Here is a 20,120-nt window from a genome sequence, read left to right as displayed (position 1 = left end):
ACGGAGTGTGTTGAATATTCCAAAAGAGGACACTCTTGCGAAATAATGAAAAAATATAGGTCAGCAATATTGACCTTTAATTTCCTGCGTGATTTATCGATCAGACAACAAAAAAGAACCAGCAAGAGAGAAACGTCATGACTGATTGGGCACACCTTTATGCCGCCCGCGCCAAGAGGATGGGGGCATCGGAAATTCGGGAGCTGTTGAAACTTCTGGACCAGCCGGACATGATTTCCTTTGCTGGCGGCATACCCGATCCGGCCCTGTTCCCGGAAGATGCCTTCAAGCAGGCCTTTGAAGAACTCTTCTCGGACGGAAGTCACCTGACCGCTCTGCAATATTCGGTCAGCGAGGGGTACAAGCCTTTGCGGGAGTGGATCGCGGGCCAGATGGCAACCATCGGAGTTCCCTGCTCGGCAGAGAACATCATGATCACATCCGGCGCCCAGCAGGCGCTGGATTATCTCGGCAAGCTGTTCCTGACGTCTGGTGATACGGCACTTGTCGGTTGGCCGACCTATCTCGGAGCGCTTCAGGCCTTCAACGCCTATGAGCCAACCTACCAGCGACTTGACCCCTTCGCGAACATGTCGGCGCAGGCCTATCGCGAGACGGCAGCGGCAGCCGGTGGTGCCGTCAAATTCGTCTATACATCCGCCGACTTTGCCAACCCTACGGGCGAGACGCTGTCCCTGGATGCGCGCAACGGAATACTGGACCTCTCTGGTGACCTGGATATTGCTGTCATTGAGGATGCTGCCTATCAGTCGCTGCGCTTCGACGGCGAGGCTTTGCCGCCGCTTATGGCGCTCGACATTGCACGCTGTGGAGACATAGAGGCGACGCGAACCATCTATTGCGGCAGCTTTTCCAAGACACTGTCACCTGGGCTGCGGCTTGGCTGGGTCTGTGCGGCAACACCGGTCATTCAAAAACTCGTTCTGATCAAGCAGGCCTCGGATCTCAACTCGTCGACGCTCAACCAGATGGTTATGGCGAAGGTTGCTATGACCTGTTTCGAGGAACAGGTCGCCAGGATCCGCAAGGTTTACAGCCAGCGGCGCGATCACATGCTGGCAGCTCTTGAGCGTCACATGCCTGCCGGGGTCTCCTGGGGGCGGCCTGAGGGCGGTATGTTCCTCTGGCTGCAATTGCCGGTAACGATGGACGCAGCTGCTCTGATGGAGCAGTCTGTTGCAAGCGCGAAGGTGGCTTTTGTTCCAGGTCATGCGTTTTTCGCCGACGGATCGGGACGAAATTGCATGCGGCTCAACTTCACGTCATGTGGACCGGATAGGATCGAGGAAGGCATAGCCCGACTTGGACGCCTGATTGCGGACCGGATGCCCAGCGTAGCTTGAGGCAGGAGCAAGTGTTTGGACTGGAACGAGCGTCTCGACAACTATTGTGAACGGATGGGGCCGGAGTTCTGGGCTGAACCGCTCAATGCAGTGAGCAACCTGTCTTTCGTCGTTGCCGCGCTGTGGGCTTACGTTCTCTGGCGGAGGCAGACGCCCGGCGACTGGCCCGCTCTGTTCCTTATTGTTGTGGTCCTGGCCACAGGAATTGGCTCCTTCTTGTTCCACACAGTGGCAACCCGCTGGGCCATGCTGACCGACGTGGTGCCCATCGCCATCTTCATTCACGGCTACCTGCTGCTGGCGTTGAGGCGCTATCTTGGCCTGCCTTGGTGGGCGACCATTGCCCTTGTTACCGTGTTCCTTGTCGCGACACCCTTTATCGCCGCGCTCGCGCGGCCGGTTGCGTCCTCATCTGCGGGCTATGTTCCCGCGTTGCTCGCCATTTTCGCGATGGCGGCGCTGGTCTGGCGCACGGGGCAAGGGCTGTCTAAGCCGCTCTTCATCGTCGGTCTCTTGTTTTTGATCTCATTGACTTTTCGCACCGTCGACGCGCCTCTGTGTTCAGGCTTGGAAGTCGGAACGCATTTTCTGTGGCATATGTTCAACGGATTGGTGTTGTTTTTACTTCTGCGTCTTCTCATTTCTCAGCGTGCCGGTTACACCCCTTGAACAATCGTCTAATGCAGGTTCCTTTTGTCTTCTGTTCTCGCGCTGGTCTGGCAAGATCGTTCGCGCCCGTTCGGGGACGCAAGGGAAGGTCCCTGAACCGCCAATGGAAAGGCTGCGGATACCATGAGTGACAACAAGACCACCGGTAGCGATCTCACGGAAGCCGCGCTCTTCTTTCACCAGCATCCGCGCCCGGGCAAGCTTGAGATCCAGGCGACCAAGCCGCTGGGCAACCAGCGTGACCTTGCGCTGGCTTACTCACCTGGCGTGGCCGCACCCTGCGAGGAGATCGCCAAGGACCCTGCCAAGGCAGCCGATTATACGGCTCGTGGCAACCTCGTCGGTGTGATCTCCAACGGTACGGCTGTTCTGGGTCTTGGCGCAATTGGTCCGCTGGCGTCCAAGCCGGTGATGGAGGGCAAGGCGGTCCTCTTCAAGAAATTCGCGGGCATCGATGTCTTCGATATCGAGGTGGATGAGCTCGACGTCGATCGTTTCGTCGACGCGGTCGCTGTTCTGGAACCGACCTTCGGCGGCATCAATCTTGAAGACATCAAGGCGCCGGAGTGCTTCCAGATCGAAGCCAAGCTGCGCGAGCGGATGAACATTCCGGTCTTCCACGATGATCAGCATGGCACGGCCATCATCGTTGGCGCTGCCGTTCGCAACGGTCTTGAGCTTGCCGGCAAGAAGATGTCTGAAGCGAAGGTCGTCGCCTCTGGCGCGGGAGCCGCAGCGCTTGCCTGTCTGAACATGCTCGTCTCGCTCGGGGTCAAGCGCGAGAACATCTGGATTTCCGACATTGAAGGTGTCGTCTACGAGGGGCGCGAAGCCCTGATGGACGAGTGGAAGTCGAAGTTCGCACAAAAGACCGACAAGCGCACTCTGTCTGAGATCATCGAGGGCGCAGACGTATTCCTCGGCCTCTCCGCTGCCGGTGTTCTGAAGCCTGAGATGGTTGCCACGATGGGCAAGGGCCCGCTGATCCTTGCGCTGGCCAACCCGCGTCCGGAAATCATGCCCGAGGACGCCCAGGCGGTTCGCTCGGACGTTGTCATGTGCACGGGACGCTCTGACTATCCGAACCAGGTCAATAACGTTCTGTGCTTCCCCTACATCTTCCGCGGCGCGCTGGATGTCGGTGCAACCACCATTAACGAAGAGATGAAACACGCGGCCGTCGAGGCCATCGCCGAACTGGCCAAGGAAGAGCCATCCGACGTGGCGGCTCGCGCCTATGGTGGCGCGACAGAGACCTTTGGTCCGAAATACCTTATCCCGTCGCCTTTCGATCAGCGATTGATCCTCAGGATTGCACCTGCGGTCGCCAAGGCTGCCATGGCAACTGGTGTCGCCACGCGGCCGATCGAGGACTTTGACGCCTACCTGGATCGCTTGAACCGCTTTGTCTTCCGCTCAGGCCTTATCATGAAGCCGATCATCCAGGCGGCCAGCCAGGATGCCAAGCGTGTTATCTATGCCGAAGGTGAGGACGAGCGCGTGCTGCGCGCCGCGCAGGTTCTCATCGAAGACAAGGTCGCTGTTCCGGTTCTTGTCGGCCGCCCGGACGTGTTGCAGAGCCGTTGTGAGCGCTTCGGTCTGAAGATCCGCCCAGGGACTGATTTCGAATACATCAACCCGCAGGACGATCCGCGCTACCGCGATTATGTGGATGACTATTTCGCCTGCGTCGGCCGCAAGGGTATGCCGCCCGATGCTGCGCGAACCGTGGTGCGCACCAACTCGACGGTCATTGCTGCTTTGGCCGTGCGCCGCGGGGATGCGGATGCGGTCATCTGCGGACTTGAAGGACGCTTCATCCGCCACCTGCGCGATATCCGCCAGATCATCGGCTTGCGTGAGGGCGCGCGTGATCTGTCAGCGCTCTCCCTCCTGATCAACAGTCGCGGCGCTATCTTCCTTTCGGATACATTCGTCAGCGAAGAGCCGACCGCGGAGGAGCTTGCCGAGATGGCAGCCCTGGCCGCCGAGGAAATCCATTGCTTCGGCATCGAGCCCAAGGTGGCGCTCCTGTCCCTTTCGAATTTTGGGTCGCGCGATACTGCATCGTCACGAAAGATGCGTGACGCGCTGGAAATCCTTTGGGAACGCTGTCCGGACCTGGAAGTCGATGGCGAAATGCACGGCGATTCCGCCCTCAACGAGGTGCTGCGCAATCGGGTCATGCCGGACAGCCGCCTGAAGGGCGAAGCAAACCTGCTGCTGTTCCCGAACCTCGATGCCGCCAACATCGCGCTGAACCTTTTGAAGGTCGCAACTTCGGCCCTTCACGTCGGCCCGATCCTGTTGGGTACGGCAAAGCCGGCGCATATCCTGACGCCTTCGGTGACGTCGCGCGGCGTGGTGAACATGTCGGCACTGGCCAGCGTCGAGGCTCAGAAAAAAGCTGGGGCCTGAGTGGAAACACAGGCTTTGTGAGACGAGCCCTTTGGCGGAGCGATGCGTGCCGCCGAAGGGGCAGTCCCTGGCGATAGGACGATTATCCTTGACATTGCGGCCCACTCGGCAGATAGGGGGCGTGCATTATCCGGCTGCCGCGTGAGCAGCCCGCCCCTTGCAAACTTCCGGTACGATCCGGAAAAGTTCCAAGAAGAACCGCAAGATACTGCAAAACTCCTCCTTTCGGACGGGGTATCCTTTTCCAAGTTCCCATTTCACGCGGGGTTCTGACGGCATTTGCCGCCTTTCAAGGACAGTTCGGTCCTGGGCGCAGCACCTGCCGCAACCGCTAAATGGCTCTCGAGCTCCGCGATGGGATACGAGGGTTCTGGCACGCCATGGCGCATTGCGTCTGGTGCCAATGACAAAGGTAAAAACTTGACAGATTTCAAATCGCTTGGCCTCTCCGATCAAATTCTGAAGGCCATCGAAGCCAACGGCTATGAAGCGCCGACACCGATTCAGCGCGATGCGATCCCGTACATCCTCAAGGGTGAGGACATTATGGGTCTGGCCCAGACCGGCACCGGCAAAACCGCTGCCTTCGGCCTACCGCTGATCGAGCAGCTTCTGGCCAACCCCAAGCAGCCAGTTGCCAAAGGCGCACGGGCACTGATCCTGGCGCCAACCCGCGAGCTGGTAAACCAGATCGCTCAAAACCTGATTTCATTCGTGCGTGGCACGCCGCTTCGGGTTGCCTCCGTTGTGGGCGGTGTATCGATCAACGGTCAGATCAAGCGCCTTTACCGCGGCACGGACATTCTGGTCGCGACGCCTGGTCGTCTGCTGGATCTGGTCGACCGTGATGCGGTGCGTCTTGATACGGCGTCTTTCCTCGTGCTCGATGAAGCGGACCAGATGCTGGACCTCGGCTTCATTCATGCCCTGCGCAAGATTTCCTCCCTTGTCGCAAAGAAGCGTCAAACCCTGCTTTTCTCGGCGACAATGCCCAAGCAGATCGCTGATCTTGCCAAGTCCTACCTGACCGACCCGGTGCGGGTGGAAGTGGCGACTGCCGGCAAGACGGCGGACAAGATCAGCCAGTGTGTCCATTTCATGGACCAGAAGGCGAAGACAGACTTCCTGATCGATATGATGAGCACGCGTCCTGATGACTTGTCGCTCGTCTTCTGCCGCACCAAGCATGGTGCGGAGCGGCTCATGAAAAGGCTGGTGTCTTCGGGTATCTCTGCAGGGTCAATTCACGGCAACAAGAGCCAGAACCAGCGTGACCGCGCAATCAAGGGCCTGAAAGACGGCTCCTTGAAAGTTCTGGTGGCGACCGATGTCGCCGCGCGCGGGATCGATATCCCGGGCGTCAGCCATGTCTATAATTTCGAACTGCCCGAAGTGCCTGAAGCTTATGTCCACCGGATCGGCCGGACGGCTCGTGCGGGTGCCGATGGCGATGCAATAGCTCTTTGTGCGCCAGAGGAAATTGGCCTGTTCCGCCAGATCGAAAAGCTGATAGGCATTTCCATCGAGGTCGCGAGCGGCGAGGTTCCGGCCGATAGCCGTGCGGTTTCTCCCGGCAAGGGCCGCGGTGGCGGCAACCGTGGGCGCCGCAATGGTGGCGGCAATGGACCAAAGCCCGGCAAGAGGTCTTTCGGGGCACCTTCCGGAGGCAACGACAACGAAAACCGTGGTCGCCGACCGCAAAGACGCCGGCGGACGGCAGCGGCCTGATTGGCGCCAGCCAATCTGCATCCCTGACATGAAGAAAGCGCGGTTACTTCGTAATCGCGCTTTCCTTTTACGTAAACGTCGATTTCATCCATGCATGGCTAGTCTGCAGAACCGTTTGAAGTTCCAAGATTGTTATATCTTTCTGAATTAAAAGCATTATTTTGTTTAGTGAAAAAAATTTCAATAGTTGAAAAAATATTGCAATTTCCGTTAAGGTAATCTATATTGCTTTTCATCGGCGGCGCGATTGCAGGCCTTGAACGGAATAGCCCGTTCACTCGTTTTCCAAATGGAAAACGCGCAAAGGATGCAGGTATCGGCGACGCAGCGTTCGTTTTCGTGACGTGCAGATCCCTCAGCCTCTTTTGGGCCGGTGGATGATTTCGGCCATGTCCGGCTGTTTGGAACAGGGCGTGCGAAGCCGCGCGGCATCAGGTCATCGGGTATCGTTGGATCTGGGTCAGCATTGCGGCGCGCAGACCCGGCCAGACTGGATCGAGCCTCACGTAACGGCGCGTTAAATCTTGTGGCAGCGGAAAGGTGTGCCTGCTTTTCTAATGAGACGGGCCTGGTTCCCAAATCGTGGATCGGAGCACGCAGAGCAGAAGCAGTACCAGATAACCGCGACCAGGACCCGGTGGCTTTCACCATGGATCTTGGAAAAACCCATCGCCCACAAGTCGACGGCGCCAGACCTCTGGTCCGGCTCCGTTTTCATTTTTAGAGTCAGGCCTCGGGCCTGTTGTTTACATGTTGGGGTAGTTCGGGCCGCCTGCGCCTTCGGGCACCGTCCAGGTGATGTTCCGGTTTGGATCCTTGATGTCGCAGGTCTTGCAGTGGACACAGTTCTGCGAATTGATCTGGAATTTCGGCGCGTCTTCCCCTTCCTCGATCCATTCATAGACGCCGGCCGGGCAGTAGCGGTTCGATGGCCCTGCGTAGACATCATGTTCAGACAGCTTCTGAAGCGTCTCGTCCTTCACCTTGAGATGGATCGGCTGATCTTCCTCGTGGTTGGTGTTGGAGAGGAAGACCGAAGACAGCTTGTCGAATGAGATGACACCGTCCGGTTTCGGATAATCGATCTTCTTGCAGTCCTTGGCAGGCTTCAGCGTATCCGCATCCGCCTTGCCGTGTTTCAAGGTGCCGAAGAATGAGAAGCCGAAGAGCTCGTTGGTCCACATGTCGAGGCCGCCGAGCGCGATGCCGGCCACTGTGCCGAACTTCGACCACAGAGGCTTGACGTTGCGAACGGTCTTCAGGTCCTTGCCGATCGGACTGGCCTTCCAGGCCTCATCGTAGCTGGTGAGTTCGGCATTGTCTTCGCCGCGGCCAATTGCCGACATGACTTCTTCAGCGGCCAGCATGCCCGATAGCATGGCGTTGTGAGAGCCCTTGATCCGCGGAACATTCACGAAACCGGCAGAGCAGCCCATGATCAGGCCTCCCGGGAAGGAGAGCTTTGGAACCGACTGATACCCGCCTTCAGTGATCGCACGTGCGCCATAGGAAATGCGCTTGCCGCCCTCGAAGACATCGCGGATCGCCGGATGTGTCTTGAACCGCTGGAACTCGTCAAAGGGCGAAAGCCACGGGTTCTCGTAGTTGAGGTGCAGCACGAAGCCGACGGCGACCTGATTGTCTTCCAGGTGATACAGGAAAGATCCGCCACCGGTTTTGCCGTCCAGCGGCCAGCCGAAGGAATGCTGGACAAGGCCTTCCTTGTGTTTTTCGGGGTCGACCTGCCAGAGCTCCTTGATGCCAATCCCGAACTTGGCGAAGTCGCTGTCCTGGTCGAGATCGAATTTTTCGATCAGCTGCTTGGCAAGAGACCCGCGCGCGCCTTCGCCGATCAAAACATATTTGCCGCGCAGTTCCATGCCACGGGTAAACATGGCGTTCGGCTTGCCGTCCCGGCCAATCCCCATGTCGCCGGTCGCGACGCCGACAACGCGGCCCTGATCATCATAGAGAATTTCCGCGGCTGCGAAGCCGGGATATATTTCCACGCCCAAACCTTCCGCCTTTTCGGCGAGCCATCGGCAGACATTTCCGAGCGAGACAATGTAGTTGCCGTGATTGTTCATCAGCTTCGGCATGAAGAGATTGGGCAGACGAACGGAGCCCGCCGGTCCCAGAACGAGGAAGTGGTCGGCCTTGACCTCGGTCTTGATCGGCGTGTCTTCCTCACGCCATTCCGGCAGCAGCTGATCAAGCGCAATCGGGTCTATCACGGCACCTGAAAGAATGTGCGCACCGACTTCCGAGCCTTTTTCCAGAACGACGACACTGATCTCTTCGCCCTTGTCGGCAGCGATCTGTTTCAGGCGAATGGCAGCAGCAAGTCCGGCTGGGCCCGCTCCGACGATGACAACATCGACGTCCATGCTTTCGCGTTCGCCAAGTGCGTCCTGTTCTGACATCTGGTTCTCCCTCATGCGCTCCGGACTGAGCCCGGACGATATCCTTTTTGCATTTTTTCCCATTTCGAAGCACGACAAAATTTGCCGCATTTGCGAAATCGGAAAAAATGCTGCCATGCTGCGGCGCGTCACGTCGGACATAGCCCCATTTTTCCGTGTCACGTCAAGGTTTGATATAACGTTTACGTAAACGGAAGATACTGCAGTCAGTTTGCGAATGGAAGGGCGCGGCCAAAGTGCGCGTTCCATGCACAACCATTGGACAACGTGAACGGCGCCGAAGCGAGGCGCCTTGCGGACTTTGTTTTTCCTGCAGCTGGCGCTAAGTTGCCGTCTGGAGGCTTGGCTTTGCAAACATCCGACACAGCGCAGCGCGAACTGGAATCCCTGCTTGAATTCTATCTGGCATCTGGCCTCGACTGTTTTCTGGAAGAGGACGCAGTGGACAGGTTTGCCTTGTCGGCTGAGCTTGCCCGCGCGCAGGCCGAATCCCGGACATCTGCCCCAACGCGGCTCGCCGCCCAGCCCGCTCCCATGCAGTCTGGAGTCCCGGCACAGCAATCCCGTCTACCAGCAACTGCGCCGGCTACTCGGGAGTCAGGCGCTGCCAATGCTCCGATTGCGGGAGGGGCGTTCGCCGATGCTGTCGTGCCGGATACGGAGGCGATCCATGCGGCGAGGGACGCGGCTCGCAATGCTCAGACCCTGGAAGAGCTGAAGAGCTGCCTGCAGGCATTCAACGGTTGCAATCTGCGCCTGACCGCGAAGAACCTTGTTTTCGCCGATGGCAACCCGAACGGCCGTGTCATGATCATCGGTGAAGCACCTGGCCGCGATGAGGATCTGCAGGGAAAGCCTTTCGTCGGCCGGTCTGGCCAGCTCCTCGACAAGATGCTCGGTGCGATTGGCCTTGACCGGTCATCGGTCTATATCGCCAATGTGGTGCCCTGGCGCCCGCCAGGAAACCGAACGCCGACGCCTCAGGAAACCGAAATCTGCCGGCCGTTCATCGCTCGCCAGATCGAGTTGGCGGCACCTGATGTTCTGGTTTTTCTCGGAGCGGCTTCCGCCAAGACGCTCCTTGATGTCCAGGACGGTATCCGACGTATGCGTGGTCGTTGGATGAGTTATGATTGCGGAGGACGCAAGATACCTAGTCTGGCGACCTATCATCCTGCTTACCTTCTGCGTAGCTCTATAGAAAAGAGGCTTGGCTGGCGTGATTTCTTGTCTCTGCGGCAAAAGCTTAATGAAGACGCTAATGGTTAACGTAAGATCATGAAGTCTAAGTCCGAATTGGCTTGTTTCCGATGTTGAACTACATGGAAAATGTCAGAACTGGGTGATTTTACACATGGAATTAACTTTTGGTTTGCGTGTGATATGGTAATAATTCCCTATTAGGGGATTTATATTTTGAACGCATTGACTGCCGACATACCCGAGCACGCAATCGTGTCCGTATTGGTCATCGACCTTGAAGGATTGAACTGCATTGAGGCGTCTGCTTCCGGCTTCAACAAGTCGGGCTGCAATATTCTGTCGGATCGAGTCAGCGAATTGCGGGAGACCATTGGCCTGAGGGTCGACGGTCTCGACAAGATGATCCGTGGCCGGGTGACGGGCGTTTCAGATAGCAATGCGAACGTTGTTTTCGAGTTCGAAGACGAAGCGCCACGTGAGAAACGCAAAGAAGAACGCCGGGCTGTCCGGATCCCCGCGCAAGTCTCGGCCCCTCGCGGCGGGATCGTGATACATGCGATTATCGTGGACGCCAGCAAGTCCGGCTGCCGGTTGGATGCGCGCGATCTGGATCATCTTCCCGACAATGTCCGCATGCATATTCGTGGCCTTGACTTACCGGTCAACGGACGCATTGTCTGGCGAGCGCCCGGTTGCGCCGGCCTGGAATTGCTCTGGCAATTCTCCAAACGCGCAGATGTCAAAGGCGCCGGTCTAGGGGGCACCGCCGCCGTTGATGGGGCAGGTGGCGCTGTGCAGACTGCCACCGATGGCAACGTCACAGGCCGAAAGCGTGTCCGAAAAAGCGCCTCGACACGTGCAAAAGCCGGACTGGCGGGCGCTGCAGAAGAAACTCCTCAACGCGCAGATGCTTTCGGGCCGCGCCGGAAGTCTCCTCCGGCGCAAAAGTAGAATTAAAACTCGAGGCTTGCGCAAACCTTGCGCCGAGGCCTTTTATCCTTTTCGTTCAGGACCTATATCCCGATTACCTATCAACCGGGATCCGCCGATTTGTTTGAAAAACTCCGCAGCCTGCTTCCAAAGAAATTCCGCAATGATGGACCGGTCATTCCGGTGGTCCGCCTTCAGGGGCCGATCGGCATGGCGACCCCTCTGCGTCCGGGCCTTTCGCTTGCGACAGCCTCTTTGCCTCTGGAACGAGCCTTTTCGGTAAAGAAGGCGCCCGCCGTTGCGCTGATTGTCAACTCACCGGGCGGTTCTCCGGTTCAGTCCAGGCTGATTTTTCAGCGCATTCGTGATCTTGCCAAGGAGACCGAAAAGGATGTTCTGGTGTTCGTCGAGGACGTTGCGGCCAGCGGCGGCTACATGATCGCTCTTGCCGGTGACGAGATCATCGCCGACCCGTCATCTATCGTCGGCTCGATTGGCGTGGTGTCTGCCGGTTTCGGATTTCCTGACCTTCTCAAGAAGATCGGCGTCGAGCGTAGGGTCTATACGGCTGGAGAGAACAAGGTCATTCTTGATCCGTTCCAGGCTGAAAAACCTGACGATATCGAGTATCTGAAAAACCTCCAGCTCGAGATCCACGAGATCTTTATCGAGATGGTCAAGACGAGCCGCGGCGATGTTCTTGCTGATGATCCCGAGATTTTCTCCGGCAAGTTCTGGACCGGCGGTTCGGCCCGTGATCTTGGCCTGATCGACAGCCTTGGCGACCTTCGCAGCACCTTGAAGGAGCGCTATGGCAAGGATGCGGAGCCCAAGCTTTTCTCCGCTCCGCGCGGCTTGTTTGGCCGTCGCTCTGGCGCTGGCGGGATCTCTGGCGGGCAAAAGGGCCTTGTCGACGGCATCGGTAGCGATCTCATTTCGGCGGCCGAAGAGCGTTCACTCTGGTCGCGTTTTGGTTTGTGATATTGAGTTTTAATCTCTGAGAACGCCCTTTAGGGTTTTGAATCAGTGTGGGGAAGGGGACCAGATGACAGAACTTCTCGGCGTAGCAGCTTTGGCTGTGGGCGGTTACTGGATCGTCAAGCGCATGAAAAAGAAAATGGCAGATGTCGAGCGTCATTTGTCTGATATTGCCGCTCGCTCCGCCAGCAAAAGGCCTGCGGAAAAGCTGGTGCAGGATCCTTTGACGGGCAAATACCGGCCGGAATAAAGCCGGGCCTAGATTTTAGCCGCCTGTCCTGCTGCCCATTCATAGGCATTGTCGAATTCGGAGCTGCCCTTCAGCTTGAAGCCGTGACTTGTATAGAAGTCGTTCGCGGCGCTGCCTTTAAGCGCAATCAAGCGAAGGGGAAGCTTGAGTGCAGTGGCCTTCTTCTTCGCATCTCTCACCACGTGTGTGCCGATGCCCCGGCCTTGAATGTCCGGGAGGACATAGAGGTGATCAAGATAGAGATGATCGGCCCGGGTCCGCAGCACAAAGAACCCCACAAGCTGGCCTGAAGCCTCGATACGGAGCGTCTCGTCAGGTGTAAAGCTTTCCAGGAATCTTGCTTTCGCCCGGGCCGGGTCAAACCGGCCAATGGCCTCGAGGCTCGGGCGCATTGCCGCCACGCGCAAATGCGCGAGGCGTTCTCCGTCGTCTTTGCCGGAGGTCACGAATTCCAAGGGAATTCCGCGCTCCCGGCCAGTCACAATAAAGCGCTCGATCAAAGAGCTGCCATATAGACCGGCAGCTTGTCGATCTTTGGCACAACGATCATCTTCTTCACCTTGCCGGCTTTGAATGCTTTGAGGAACTTGTTGTAGTCCTTGAAGGCGACGCAGCCGTGCGAGCCGATACGTCCGCGCAGGAGTGGCGTGTGGGTCAGCATGCCGTCGCGCCCGTGCATGGCAGCGACGTCCACGGGAAGCATGCGAATGGCTTCGACGCCATGGAACCGTCGCTCGCGCATACGCAGGTTATAGATGTTGGGTGGGGTCGGTCCCTTGTTCCGCACCTTGGTATAGCGGGGATTGTCACGCATCTTGCCGATCCCCGAATGGGCCTCGAGCTTCGTACCATCAGGCATGTACACAACGGCGGCGCTGATGTCGTAGACGGCAATGCCGCTGCCGCGTCCGGGCAGGCGTACTTCGCCTGAATTGAAGACTTTCGACAGGCCACTGAAGATGCCGTCGCCTTCCTTGCGCGGGTCGACGTCGCGGGCATATGCCAGGGAGGCTGCCGCTGGAGCTGCGGTGTCGCGCGGCTTGACGATCCGGCGTTTTGGAGCGGCGGGGCGCTTGCCGGGCACCGGCACGGGCTCGGCTTCAAGCAGGGCAATCGAGCTCTCCGCGGGCACGTCGGGCTCCGCTGTCGGCTCAAGACTGGCCACGGCCGCAACGACTGCTTCGACCGGAATGTCGCCCGCGGCCGGCTCTGCGCTGGCCACCGTTTGGGCAGTCGCACCTGGGAATGTCAGCAGGCCTGCCATTTGGCGTGTTTCAATCAGGTGCCGCAATTTGCCTTTTGCATCTTGCTCTGCCTGGGCCACCTTTGGGTCGATTGCGCTCTGTGCAGCGCTAGCAACGCTTGTCGAAACAGCAGCGCTGACCTGTGCTGCGGCCCGATCCTCGAAACGTTCATCATGCCGCGCAGCGAGGGCTTCGTGCTGCCTCTTCTTTTGGGCTATGATCGCTGCGATTTCTCTAGGCCCCGGAAGGCCTGCATCTGGCAGGCCGGCTTCCGTTGCAGCTGCAGCGCCTTTTGCGGGAGCGGTCTGCCCTTGTGGGATCAGAACCTCTGGCTGCTTCTCTGCCCAAGAAATCTGTCCAAAATTCACGATCGCCTGGGGCGGGCCGTTCAAGGTCCAGATCAGAGCCAGTCCGGCGACTATGCTTGCGCCGCCAAACATGGCGAGGCGAATGGCACCGGTGACGCTTTTTTCTGCCGTTCTGGCAGCAGTTTGCGGAGTGTTTTTACGCATGTACTCTTGGGTCCAATTTACGCGTACCCGCACGGAATACACGTCCGCGCTCGATCAAACCTTGCAGCTGGGCGACGGGTGGCAGCGATGACAAAATCCCCTTTGCGACCCGTCAGCCCTGGCCGCTGACATTTCATGACTATGAGCAAACTTGGTAACCAAGACGTTTATGCGCTCGTTCAACCTGTCGAAGACCATCCAAAAACGGCTATTTTCAGGCGTTTCAAACAAGGTGAATTGTTTTTGCGGCGTTGCTTTTTGCAGCTTGGAAGCTCTTTTATCTGCGTCTTGATCTTTGTCCGGTGGCTCAATCGTGACATGCGAACCTGTCGTGAGCCTTGAGCCGGGTAACGTGGATTTCGAAGGAAATGCTTCGCCCTTTCCGCCTTCCCTGCGTAGGCAGAGAGCCAGTCGTCGCAGGCGCTTCGGCAAGACCCGTGAGACCCCGGATCCCGGATCTTCGCTCCGCTCGTCCGGGAAGGCATGGAGTGATAAGCGAGGCTGACCTTATCCCACGCCGTCATCCTCGGGCGTGTCCCGAGGATCCACTCCTACGGTATGAGTGGCGAACCTTGCTGGATTGCCGGGACAAGCCCGACAATGATGAATGCGGGGGTCTTTGCAGCCGCAAGGTCTCGCTTCAATCCGGGCCGTCATCCCCGCCTTGTGCGGGGATCCATTGGTACCCGTAGCGCTGGAATCAAAGCAGAGAACGCGCGGCAGTTTCTTGCCTGCTCGCAAACGTCCGGCTGGCAGCTATGTGGATTGGATCCCCGCACTGGGCGGGGATGACCGTCGGTGGTTCGGGGGACGTGCGGCATCCGAAACTTCACAACTGTCCACCATCCCCACCATCCCCCCATCGTCATTGCAGGACCTGATCCTGCAATCCATGCCGTCCCGTCTCCCCAAATCGAGGTGGTCCTGCGTGGCGATATCACGGCATGGATGCCATGGTCGAACCATGGGATGGCAAGGGTAGGAGGGGCCTATCTGCCTCAGGCTGACTGCTTGACGTGGTAGACGCAGCGGCGGCCACCGGAGAGGAGGTGTTCAGTGCGGGTGAGGTCAACGTCCTGGCCCAGAACAGCGCGAAAGAGGCTCATTTCTGATCGGCAGAAACCCTGGCAGGTAGTGGCCGCTGCGCAAATTGAGCAGTGGTTCTCGACCAGGAAAAACCCGCCCGTATCTACATTTTCCTCGACGCTTGCCATATAGCCTTCGCGTGAGCGAATCTCGGCAAGGGCGCAGAGCTTGTCCTTGAGCTCAACCTTGTCCGCGAGGGCGGTGGAATAAACTTTCAGCGCCTCTTGCTCCCGGTGAGCGATCAGGCGGTTGATGCCTTCATCGCCATAGAGCTCCTTCATGCCGTCGAGCAATCCAAGGATCAGACCGGAATGATTGTCTGGAAACTGCGCATGACCTTCGCGGGTTAGTGTCCAGACCCGCTTGGGCCTGCCAACGGCGCCCTTGATGTCTTCAAATCCCACGAGACCTTCCGCGAGCAGGCTGTCCAGATGCTGGCGGGCGGCGACGGACGTCACACCCTCGGCCTTGGCAAGCTCGGCAGCTGTCTGGGGTCCGGCGGTCTTCAGCGCCGTGATCAGTCGGGTCTTGGTACGATCGGACATAAAACGCTTCTAACATGGATCCGTGTTTAAAAAAAGATTTTGCTTTTTATATTGCCGGATCTCAAAAGTGGGAGCATGATAAAGAAAGAAAAAACTTTCTTTATGTCTCGTTGAAAGCCCGGGAGGACATCATGCGACCTGACTATCTACACCAGCGTTTCGGCATAAGTTTGCGGTTCGGCAGATGTGTTGCCCACCATCTGCGCCCCCTATTGCACCTTTGGTTGGCTTACAGGCGACGCCGTGCCTTGCGCCGGATCCCCGATGAGCTCATTGATGATGTGATCAAGGACCCGCAATTGAGGGCGCGGGAAAGCGAGCGCCGTCGGGCACGCCCAGCCTTCAGTGACTGGTACTGGCGCTGACGCGGGCTTATGGTCAAGGCTTGAAAGAAGGATGGGCGCGTCATTGGCTGGGGGGACAAAGCGGCAGAAGGAAATGCGCAAGGCGCTGAGATCCATGGCTCCGCGCATGCCTATGGCCGATGCCGAAGCCATCCTTGAGGCGGCATTGGCCGGGCATCTGCGCCATCTGCCGCCATCCATCGCGCTTTGGCAGGCCACCACAAGCCGCATCCGCCACGCTCATACCGACTATGACGCCTTGCTGGATGAGGGCTATGACCGCGACGCGGCACGCTTCTTCGTTCTGGATCATATGAACCAGATGCTGGAAGACTGGGGCAGCGCAAAGCGCCTTGATCCGAGCGAGGGCCAGGAGTTCTAGAGCCGGATCAGCCTTTTGGCGGAAAGCCTAGGCCGGGTTGTAGATCCACTGCTCGGGGATGACCGCCGTGACGCTTTCGCCGGCGCTGATGGTGCCTGGTTTCTCCACATAACCGACAAGGCCGCGCAGCCGTTTGGCCACTTTCGGGAACAGAAGATCCAGACCTTCACGGCCTGGAACGTGAGCGGCAATGGACTTGCCCGAAGCCCGGCAGGGCGCATTGTCACCATCCACCCGGATGACGGTGCCATTCTCAAACACCAGCCGTGTGCGTGGCGGGATCAGCGAAAGGTTTGGAAAGCCATCCAGCACGATATTGCCGCCGATCCAGGCCGCTTCAACGGTTTCAAGCTCCATGCGCTCGGCCACGAGTGCCAGCTCCGCAGGGCTGAGAATGGACACCTGCCGCTCGTTGCACATTTCCGTCCCACGCGGATACCACGGCTCACGACCACCGGATTTACGAGTGAAGCCGCCGTGGCGATCGCCTGAGATGCCAGAGAACTCAAGATCCAGCGCGTCGCACGATTGGGTGGCAAAATCACCGGGCGACAGGGTCTTCAGGACATCTGTGACCTGCCCGGTCAATTTGCGCGCCGGCGTGACGGAAAGCTGCTGAATCATCGCATCAGGAGAAACCGCGGAAGACATCAAGGACCCTTTCGAAAATCACTGTTGGCCGAGACTTAGCGCAAGCCTTGCTGTTGGACCAATGAAAGACATTGATCAACTGATTGGCAAGTGAGATGGGCCGGTCAGCGCCGCGTTAACAGAAGGTAAATATTCGCGAGGCCAGCCAATAAATGTGCAAGCTGCACAGGTTTTGAATCTTCTTGAAGATCGCGCGAAGCCTTATGATGTTGCAACCCAGTAGAGTGATGGTAGGTGGTACATGCGCGACGAGGGGATCAGCGAGAACGTCTTTGCCCGGTTGATCAATATCGCCGGGCGCCAGAGAATGTTGTCTCAGCGGATCGGGTTCTTGCTCATGACCATGAACGGCCTATGCGAGAAGGGGGAGCCGATTGACGGTGAACTCTGGACCATGCTTGAAGGCGCGGTCTCTGACTTCGGTCACGGCTATTCGATTTTGTGCCATGGCGACGCGGCACAGGACTTGCCGGCCCTGAAGTCCGCGCGCATCAACATGATCCTGACGCGCAACCAGCAGAAATCCGAGAGCGGTGGCCAGGTGATCGAGCGGTTCCTGTCTCAGACCCAAGACGCGATGGCTGCGTTCAAAGAGGGCAGGGCCCAGCCGCGTGATGTTGCCAGCACACGGTCCGCCTATGTTCTTGGCCCGGTTCTGCAAACCCTTCAGGCGCTGGTCGCGGCTTTGGGAGCTGATTTCGACGACGAGATGACTGTACGCCGCCAGGAGCGCAGCAGCGAAGTGAGCCGCGTCAAGGATGCACTGCATGAAATTCTCAAGGCGTCCCGTTTCTCGCGGATGGTCGCCCTCAACGCCAAGATTTCAGCAGACCGGGCAGGCGCCCATGGCCGCGAATTCGGCGCTCTGACCGAAGAGATCAAGAAGATTTCCGACAACATCACGGAAAGCTCCAGAGACATCATGCGCCACCTGGAGCAGGCCTGACACCAAACACGCTGCCGGGCCCCTGACTTTTACGCGTCTTCAAAGAGCCCGGTGGGAAATCCGTCGATGCTGACCTGGTTCTTCTGCCGCTGATAGGCCTCTAGTTCCTCTGCGCTCTTGTTCGCTGCCCAGTTGTCCAGGGATGGCCGTTCGCCTTCATAGTTGTGGAGCGGAACGCCATAACCACAGGAAGTCTGCACCAGGTCGAAGTCCAGATGCACCATCTGCCGTGCGCCGCCCGGTTCATCGCCCGCAAAGGCGCTGTCCAGCAGAGCATCATACTCGGCGCTGCCCCGGCGGATGATCCGCCCCCTGCCGTAAAGCCGCATGATTTGGGGCGGCCCGTCCATGGCGCAGAACATGATCGTCATCCGGTCGGACAGTTTCAGATGTGCAGCGGCTTCGTTGCTGCTGCCCGTTCGGTCCAGATACACGAGGGCATTGGGACCCAGCAGCTTCAGTGCCGTTGTCGAGCGCGGCGAGACATTCACCCGGCCGGTCGGCGCGGCGGTCGCTGTGAAGAAGATGTGCTGCCGCGCGATATAGCTGCGGTGGGCATCAGTGAGTTCGGGGAACTGCTTGGCCAAGAGATTGCTCCGCTGAAAGGACGCTTCGGCGGCAACCTATTGGAAAACCTTCCCAAGCTGCAAGGTACTCTGCCTGCCAAACAAAAAACGGCGGCCCGATGGACCGCCGTTTTAATTCGTTCAACAAGCTCCAGACTTACCGCCCCGGTTACCGGGTCAGCGGCTTGTACTTGATGCGGCGCGGGTCGGCGGCGTGGGCGCCGAGGCGGCGGACCTTGTCCTTTTCGTAGTCCTCGAAGTTGCCTTCGAACCATTCCACGTGGCTGTCGCCTTCAAAGGCAAGCATGTGCGTGGCCAGACGGTCGAGGAACATGCGGTCATGCGAGATGACCACGGCGCAGCCGGCGTAGTTTTCCAGCGCGTCTTCGAGGGCAGCCAGCGTCTCTGTGTCGAGATCGTTGGTCGGCTCATCGAGGAGAAGCACGTTGGAGCCCTGCTTGAGGACCTTCGCCAGATGCACCCGGTTGCGCTGACCACCGGAGAGGTCACCCACCTTGGCCTGCTGGGCCGGGCCCTTGAAGTTGAAGGACGAGCAATAGGCGCGCGAGTTGATCTCCTTGTCGTCGAGGTAAATGACCTCGCCGCCGTCGGAGATTTCTTCCCACACGGTCTTGTCCGGATCCAGCTTGTCGCGGGACTGGTCGACGTAGCCAAGATGCACCGTGTCGCCGACGACGATCTCGCCATTGTCGGGCTTTTCCTGACCGGTCAACATCTTGAACAGGGTCGACTTACCGGCGCCGTTCGGGCCGATGACGCCGACAATGCCGCCGCGCGGCAGCTTGAACGACAGGTCGTCGATCAGGAGGCGGTCCTCAAAGCCCTTGGAGACATTCTTGACCTCGATGACATTGGCGCCGAGACGCTCGCCGACCGGGATCATGATCTGCTCGATGGTTGGGACGCGCTCTTCCTGCGCTGACAGCAGGTCCTCATAGGCCTTGATACGGGCCTTGGACTTGGTCTGGCGGCCTTTCGGCGACATGCCCATCCATTCGCGCTCGCGTGAGATCGCCCGGTTGCGGGCCATGTCTTCGCGGCCTTCCTGGGCCATGCGCTTGGACTTCTTCTCCAGGTAGGCAGAGTAGTTGCCTTCGTATGGAATGCCCGAGCCGCGGTCGAGCTCGAGGATCCAGCCGGTGACATTGTCGAGGAAGTAGCGATCATGGGTGATGATCAGCACGGAGCCCTTGAACTCGCGCAGGTGCCGTTCCAGCCAGTGGACGGTTTCCGCGTCCAGATGGTTGGTCGGCTCATCGAGAAGCAGCAGATCAGGTTCGGACAGCAGCAGCTGGCACAGGGCCACACGGCGCTTTTCACCGCCCGACAGGTTTTCGACCGAAGCATCTTCCGGCGGGCAGCGCAGGGCTTCCATAGCCATTTCGACCTTGCTGTCGAGGTTCCAAAGGTCTTCCGCGTCGATGATGTCCTGGAGCTTGGCGCCTTCGTCGGCGGTCTCGTCCGAGTAGTTCATCATCAGTTCGTTGTAGCGGTCGACGATCGCCTGCTTGTGGGCGACGCCCTCCATGCAGTTCTCGCGCACGTTCTTGGTCGGATCCAGCTGCGGCTCCTGCGGCAGATAGCCGACGCGCGCGCCTTCTGCGGCCCAGGCTTCACCGGTGAAATCCTTGTCGAGCCCTGCCATGATTTTCAGGAGGGTCGACTTACCGGCGCCGTTGGGGCCCAGGATACCGATCTTCGCGTCCGGGTAGAACGACAGGTTGACGTTGTCGAGGACCTTCTTGCCCCCGGTGTAGGACTTCGACAGTCCGTGCATGTGATAGATGAACTGGCGCGCCATGGGGCTCCGCTTCTCCGGCATTTGATTCAGAAATGGGAAATCTTTGCGCGGGTTTTACG

The 20,120-nt window shown here is 58.6% G+C and carries 17 protein-coding genes; 10 read left to right on the top strand and 7 right to left on the bottom strand.

Annotated elements, in window-relative coordinates; genetic code table 11:
- Window positions 1-137: 137 nt before the first annotated feature.
- The 4 genes from ABJZ52_RS16935 (at window position 138) to ABJZ52_RS16920 (ending at window position 6,179) form a co-directional block, all read left to right on the top strand.
- Window positions 138-1,364: a PLP-dependent aminotransferase family protein gene (locus tag ABJZ52_RS16935; protein WP_348185848.1), complete on the top strand. Its 1,227-nt coding sequence runs from the start codon at window positions 138-140 to the stop codon at window positions 1,362-1,364.
- Window positions 1,365-1,379: 15 nt separating this feature from the next.
- Window positions 1,380-2,033 carry a ceramidase domain-containing protein gene (locus ABJZ52_RS16930; protein ID WP_348185846.1) on the top strand — a complete coding sequence of 218 codons (654 nt, stop codon included), beginning with the start codon at window positions 1,380-1,382 and terminating at the stop codon, window positions 2,031-2,033.
- A gap of 123 nt (window positions 2,034-2,156) precedes the next feature.
- Window positions 2,157-4,451, top strand: coding sequence for an NADP-dependent malic enzyme (locus ABJZ52_RS16925; protein WP_348185843.1), 2,295 nt, complete (start codon window positions 2,157-2,159; stop codon window positions 4,449-4,451).
- 420 nt (window positions 4,452-4,871) lie between these two features.
- Entirely contained in the window at window positions 4,872-6,179 is a 1,308-nt protein-coding gene (locus tag ABJZ52_RS16920) for a DEAD/DEAH box helicase (RefSeq protein ID WP_348185841.1), read from the top strand.
- Window positions 6,180-6,925: 746 nt separating this feature from the next.
- Here ABJZ52_RS16920 and ABJZ52_RS16915 read toward each other — a convergent pair.
- The gene (locus ABJZ52_RS16915; RefSeq protein WP_348200170.1) at window positions 6,926-8,602 is read right to left on the bottom strand and encodes an electron transfer flavoprotein-ubiquinone oxidoreductase; all 1,677 of its coding nucleotides are present in this window, start codon (window positions 8,600-8,602) and stop codon (window positions 6,926-6,928) included.
- Window positions 8,603-8,950: 348 nt separating this feature from the next.
- Here ABJZ52_RS16915 and ABJZ52_RS16910 point away from each other — a divergent pair, with 348 nt between their 5' ends.
- The 4 genes from ABJZ52_RS16910 to ABJZ52_RS16895 all read left to right on the top strand — a co-directional run bounded on the left by ABJZ52_RS16910 (window position 8,951) and on the right by ABJZ52_RS16895 (window position 11,963).
- Window positions 8,951-9,871 carry a uracil-DNA glycosylase gene (locus tag ABJZ52_RS16910; RefSeq protein ID WP_348190263.1) on the top strand — a complete coding sequence of 307 codons (921 nt, stop codon included), beginning with the start codon at window positions 8,951-8,953 and terminating at the stop codon, window positions 9,869-9,871.
- A 147-nt stretch (window positions 9,872-10,018) separates the two neighbouring features.
- Entirely contained in the window at window positions 10,019-10,756 is a 738-nt protein-coding gene (locus tag ABJZ52_RS16905; RefSeq protein WP_348190265.1) for a PilZ domain-containing protein, read from the top strand.
- Window positions 10,757-10,855: 99 nt separating this feature from the next.
- Window positions 10,856-11,716: a S49 family peptidase gene (locus ABJZ52_RS16900; RefSeq protein WP_348190267.1), complete on the top strand. Its 861-nt coding sequence runs from the start codon at window positions 10,856-10,858 to the stop codon at window positions 11,714-11,716.
- A 64-nt stretch (window positions 11,717-11,780) separates the two neighbouring features.
- On the top strand, window positions 11,781-11,963 hold the full coding sequence (locus ABJZ52_RS16895; RefSeq protein WP_348190269.1) for a hypothetical protein: 183 nt from the start codon (window positions 11,781-11,783) through the stop codon (window positions 11,961-11,963).
- Between the two features lie 8 nt (window positions 11,964-11,971).
- On the opposite strand, the gene ABJZ52_RS16890 is transcribed toward ABJZ52_RS16895, so the two are convergent.
- From ABJZ52_RS16890 to ABJZ52_RS16880, 3 genes are all read right to left on the bottom strand, one after another.
- Window positions 11,972-12,409: a GNAT family N-acetyltransferase gene (locus ABJZ52_RS16890; RefSeq protein ID WP_348190291.1), complete on the bottom strand. Its 438-nt coding sequence runs from the start codon at window positions 12,407-12,409 to the stop codon at window positions 11,972-11,974.
- 50 nt (window positions 12,410-12,459) lie between these two features.
- A complete protein-coding gene (locus ABJZ52_RS16885; protein ID WP_348190271.1) occupies window positions 12,460-13,719 on the bottom strand; it encodes a DUF2778 domain-containing protein in 1,260 nt (419 codons plus the stop codon).
- Window positions 13,720-14,717: 998 nt separating this feature from the next.
- The gene (locus ABJZ52_RS16880; RefSeq protein ID WP_348190273.1) at window positions 14,718-15,350 is read right to left on the bottom strand and encodes a metalloregulator ArsR/SmtB family transcription factor; all 633 of its coding nucleotides are present in this window, start codon (window positions 15,348-15,350) and stop codon (window positions 14,718-14,720) included.
- A gap of 408 nt (window positions 15,351-15,758) precedes the next feature.
- Between ABJZ52_RS16880 and ABJZ52_RS16875 the strand changes: the two genes are divergently transcribed.
- The gene (locus ABJZ52_RS16875; protein ID WP_348190275.1) at window positions 15,759-16,076 is read left to right on the top strand and encodes a DUF2293 domain-containing protein; all 318 of its coding nucleotides are present in this window, start codon (window positions 15,759-15,761) and stop codon (window positions 16,074-16,076) included.
- 27 nt (window positions 16,077-16,103) lie between these two features.
- Here ABJZ52_RS16875 and ABJZ52_RS16870 read toward each other — a convergent pair whose 3' ends face one another.
- On the bottom strand, window positions 16,104-16,727 hold the full coding sequence (locus ABJZ52_RS16870) for an MOSC domain-containing protein (protein WP_348190277.1): 624 nt from the start codon (window positions 16,725-16,727) through the stop codon (window positions 16,104-16,106).
- A gap of 241 nt (window positions 16,728-16,968) precedes the next feature.
- On the opposite strand from ABJZ52_RS16870, the gene ABJZ52_RS16865 reads away from it, so the two are divergent.
- On the top strand, window positions 16,969-17,673 hold the full coding sequence (locus ABJZ52_RS16865) for a hypothetical protein (RefSeq protein WP_348190279.1): 705 nt from the start codon (window positions 16,969-16,971) through the stop codon (window positions 17,671-17,673).
- Window positions 17,674-17,702: 29 nt separating this feature from the next.
- Here ABJZ52_RS16865 and ABJZ52_RS16860 read toward each other — a convergent pair whose 3' ends face one another.
- Both ABJZ52_RS16860 and ettA read right to left on the bottom strand, forming a co-directional pair.
- Complete coding sequence (locus ABJZ52_RS16860; RefSeq protein WP_348190281.1) at window positions 17,703-18,260, bottom strand: pyridoxamine 5'-phosphate oxidase family protein; 558 nt, start codon at window positions 18,258-18,260, stop codon at window positions 17,703-17,705.
- A 148-nt stretch (window positions 18,261-18,408) separates the two neighbouring features.
- On the bottom strand, window positions 18,409-20,061 hold the full coding sequence (gene ettA / locus ABJZ52_RS16855) for an energy-dependent translational throttle protein EttA (protein WP_348190283.1): 1,653 nt from the start codon (window positions 20,059-20,061) through the stop codon (window positions 18,409-18,411).
- Window positions 20,062-20,120 lie beyond the last annotated feature (59 nt).

Origin of the sequence: Roseibium sp., assembly GCF_039982295.1 — a bacterium.
Lineage (GTDB): Bacteria > Pseudomonadota > Alphaproteobacteria > Rhizobiales > Stappiaceae > Roseibium.
This window is presented reverse-complemented; position numbering and strand designations above follow the sequence as displayed.

Excerpts from the sequence above, each read along its gene's own strand:
- ABJZ52_RS16915 (WP_348200170.1), bottom strand. The coding sequence starts at position 8,602 with ATGTCAGAACAGGACGCACTTGGCGAACGCGAAAGCATGGACGTCGAT.
- ABJZ52_RS16865 (WP_348190279.1), top strand. The coding sequence starts at position 16,969 with ATGCGCGACGAGGGGATCAGCGAGAACGTCTTTGCCCGGTTGATCAAT.
- ettA (WP_348190283.1), bottom strand. The coding sequence starts at position 20,061 with ATGGCGCGCCAGTTCATCTATCACATGCACGGACTGTCGAAGTCCTAC.
- ABJZ52_RS16935 (WP_348185848.1), top strand. The coding sequence starts at position 138 with ATGACTGATTGGGCACACCTTTATGCCGCCCGCGCCAAGAGGATGGGG.
- ABJZ52_RS16925 (WP_348185843.1), top strand. The coding sequence starts at position 2,157 with ATGAGTGACAACAAGACCACCGGTAGCGATCTCACGGAAGCCGCGCTC.
- ABJZ52_RS16870 (WP_348190277.1), bottom strand. The coding sequence starts at position 16,727 with ATGTCTTCCGCGGTTTCTCCTGATGCGATGATTCAGCAGCTTTCCGTC.
- ABJZ52_RS16895 (WP_348190269.1), top strand. The coding sequence starts at position 11,781 with ATGACAGAACTTCTCGGCGTAGCAGCTTTGGCTGTGGGCGGTTACTGG.
- ABJZ52_RS16880 (WP_348190273.1), bottom strand. The coding sequence starts at position 15,350 with ATGTCCGATCGTACCAAGACCCGACTGATCACGGCGCTGAAGACCGCC.
- ABJZ52_RS16885 (WP_348190271.1), bottom strand. The coding sequence starts at position 13,719 with ATGCGTAAAAACACTCCGCAAACTGCTGCCAGAACGGCAGAAAAAAGC.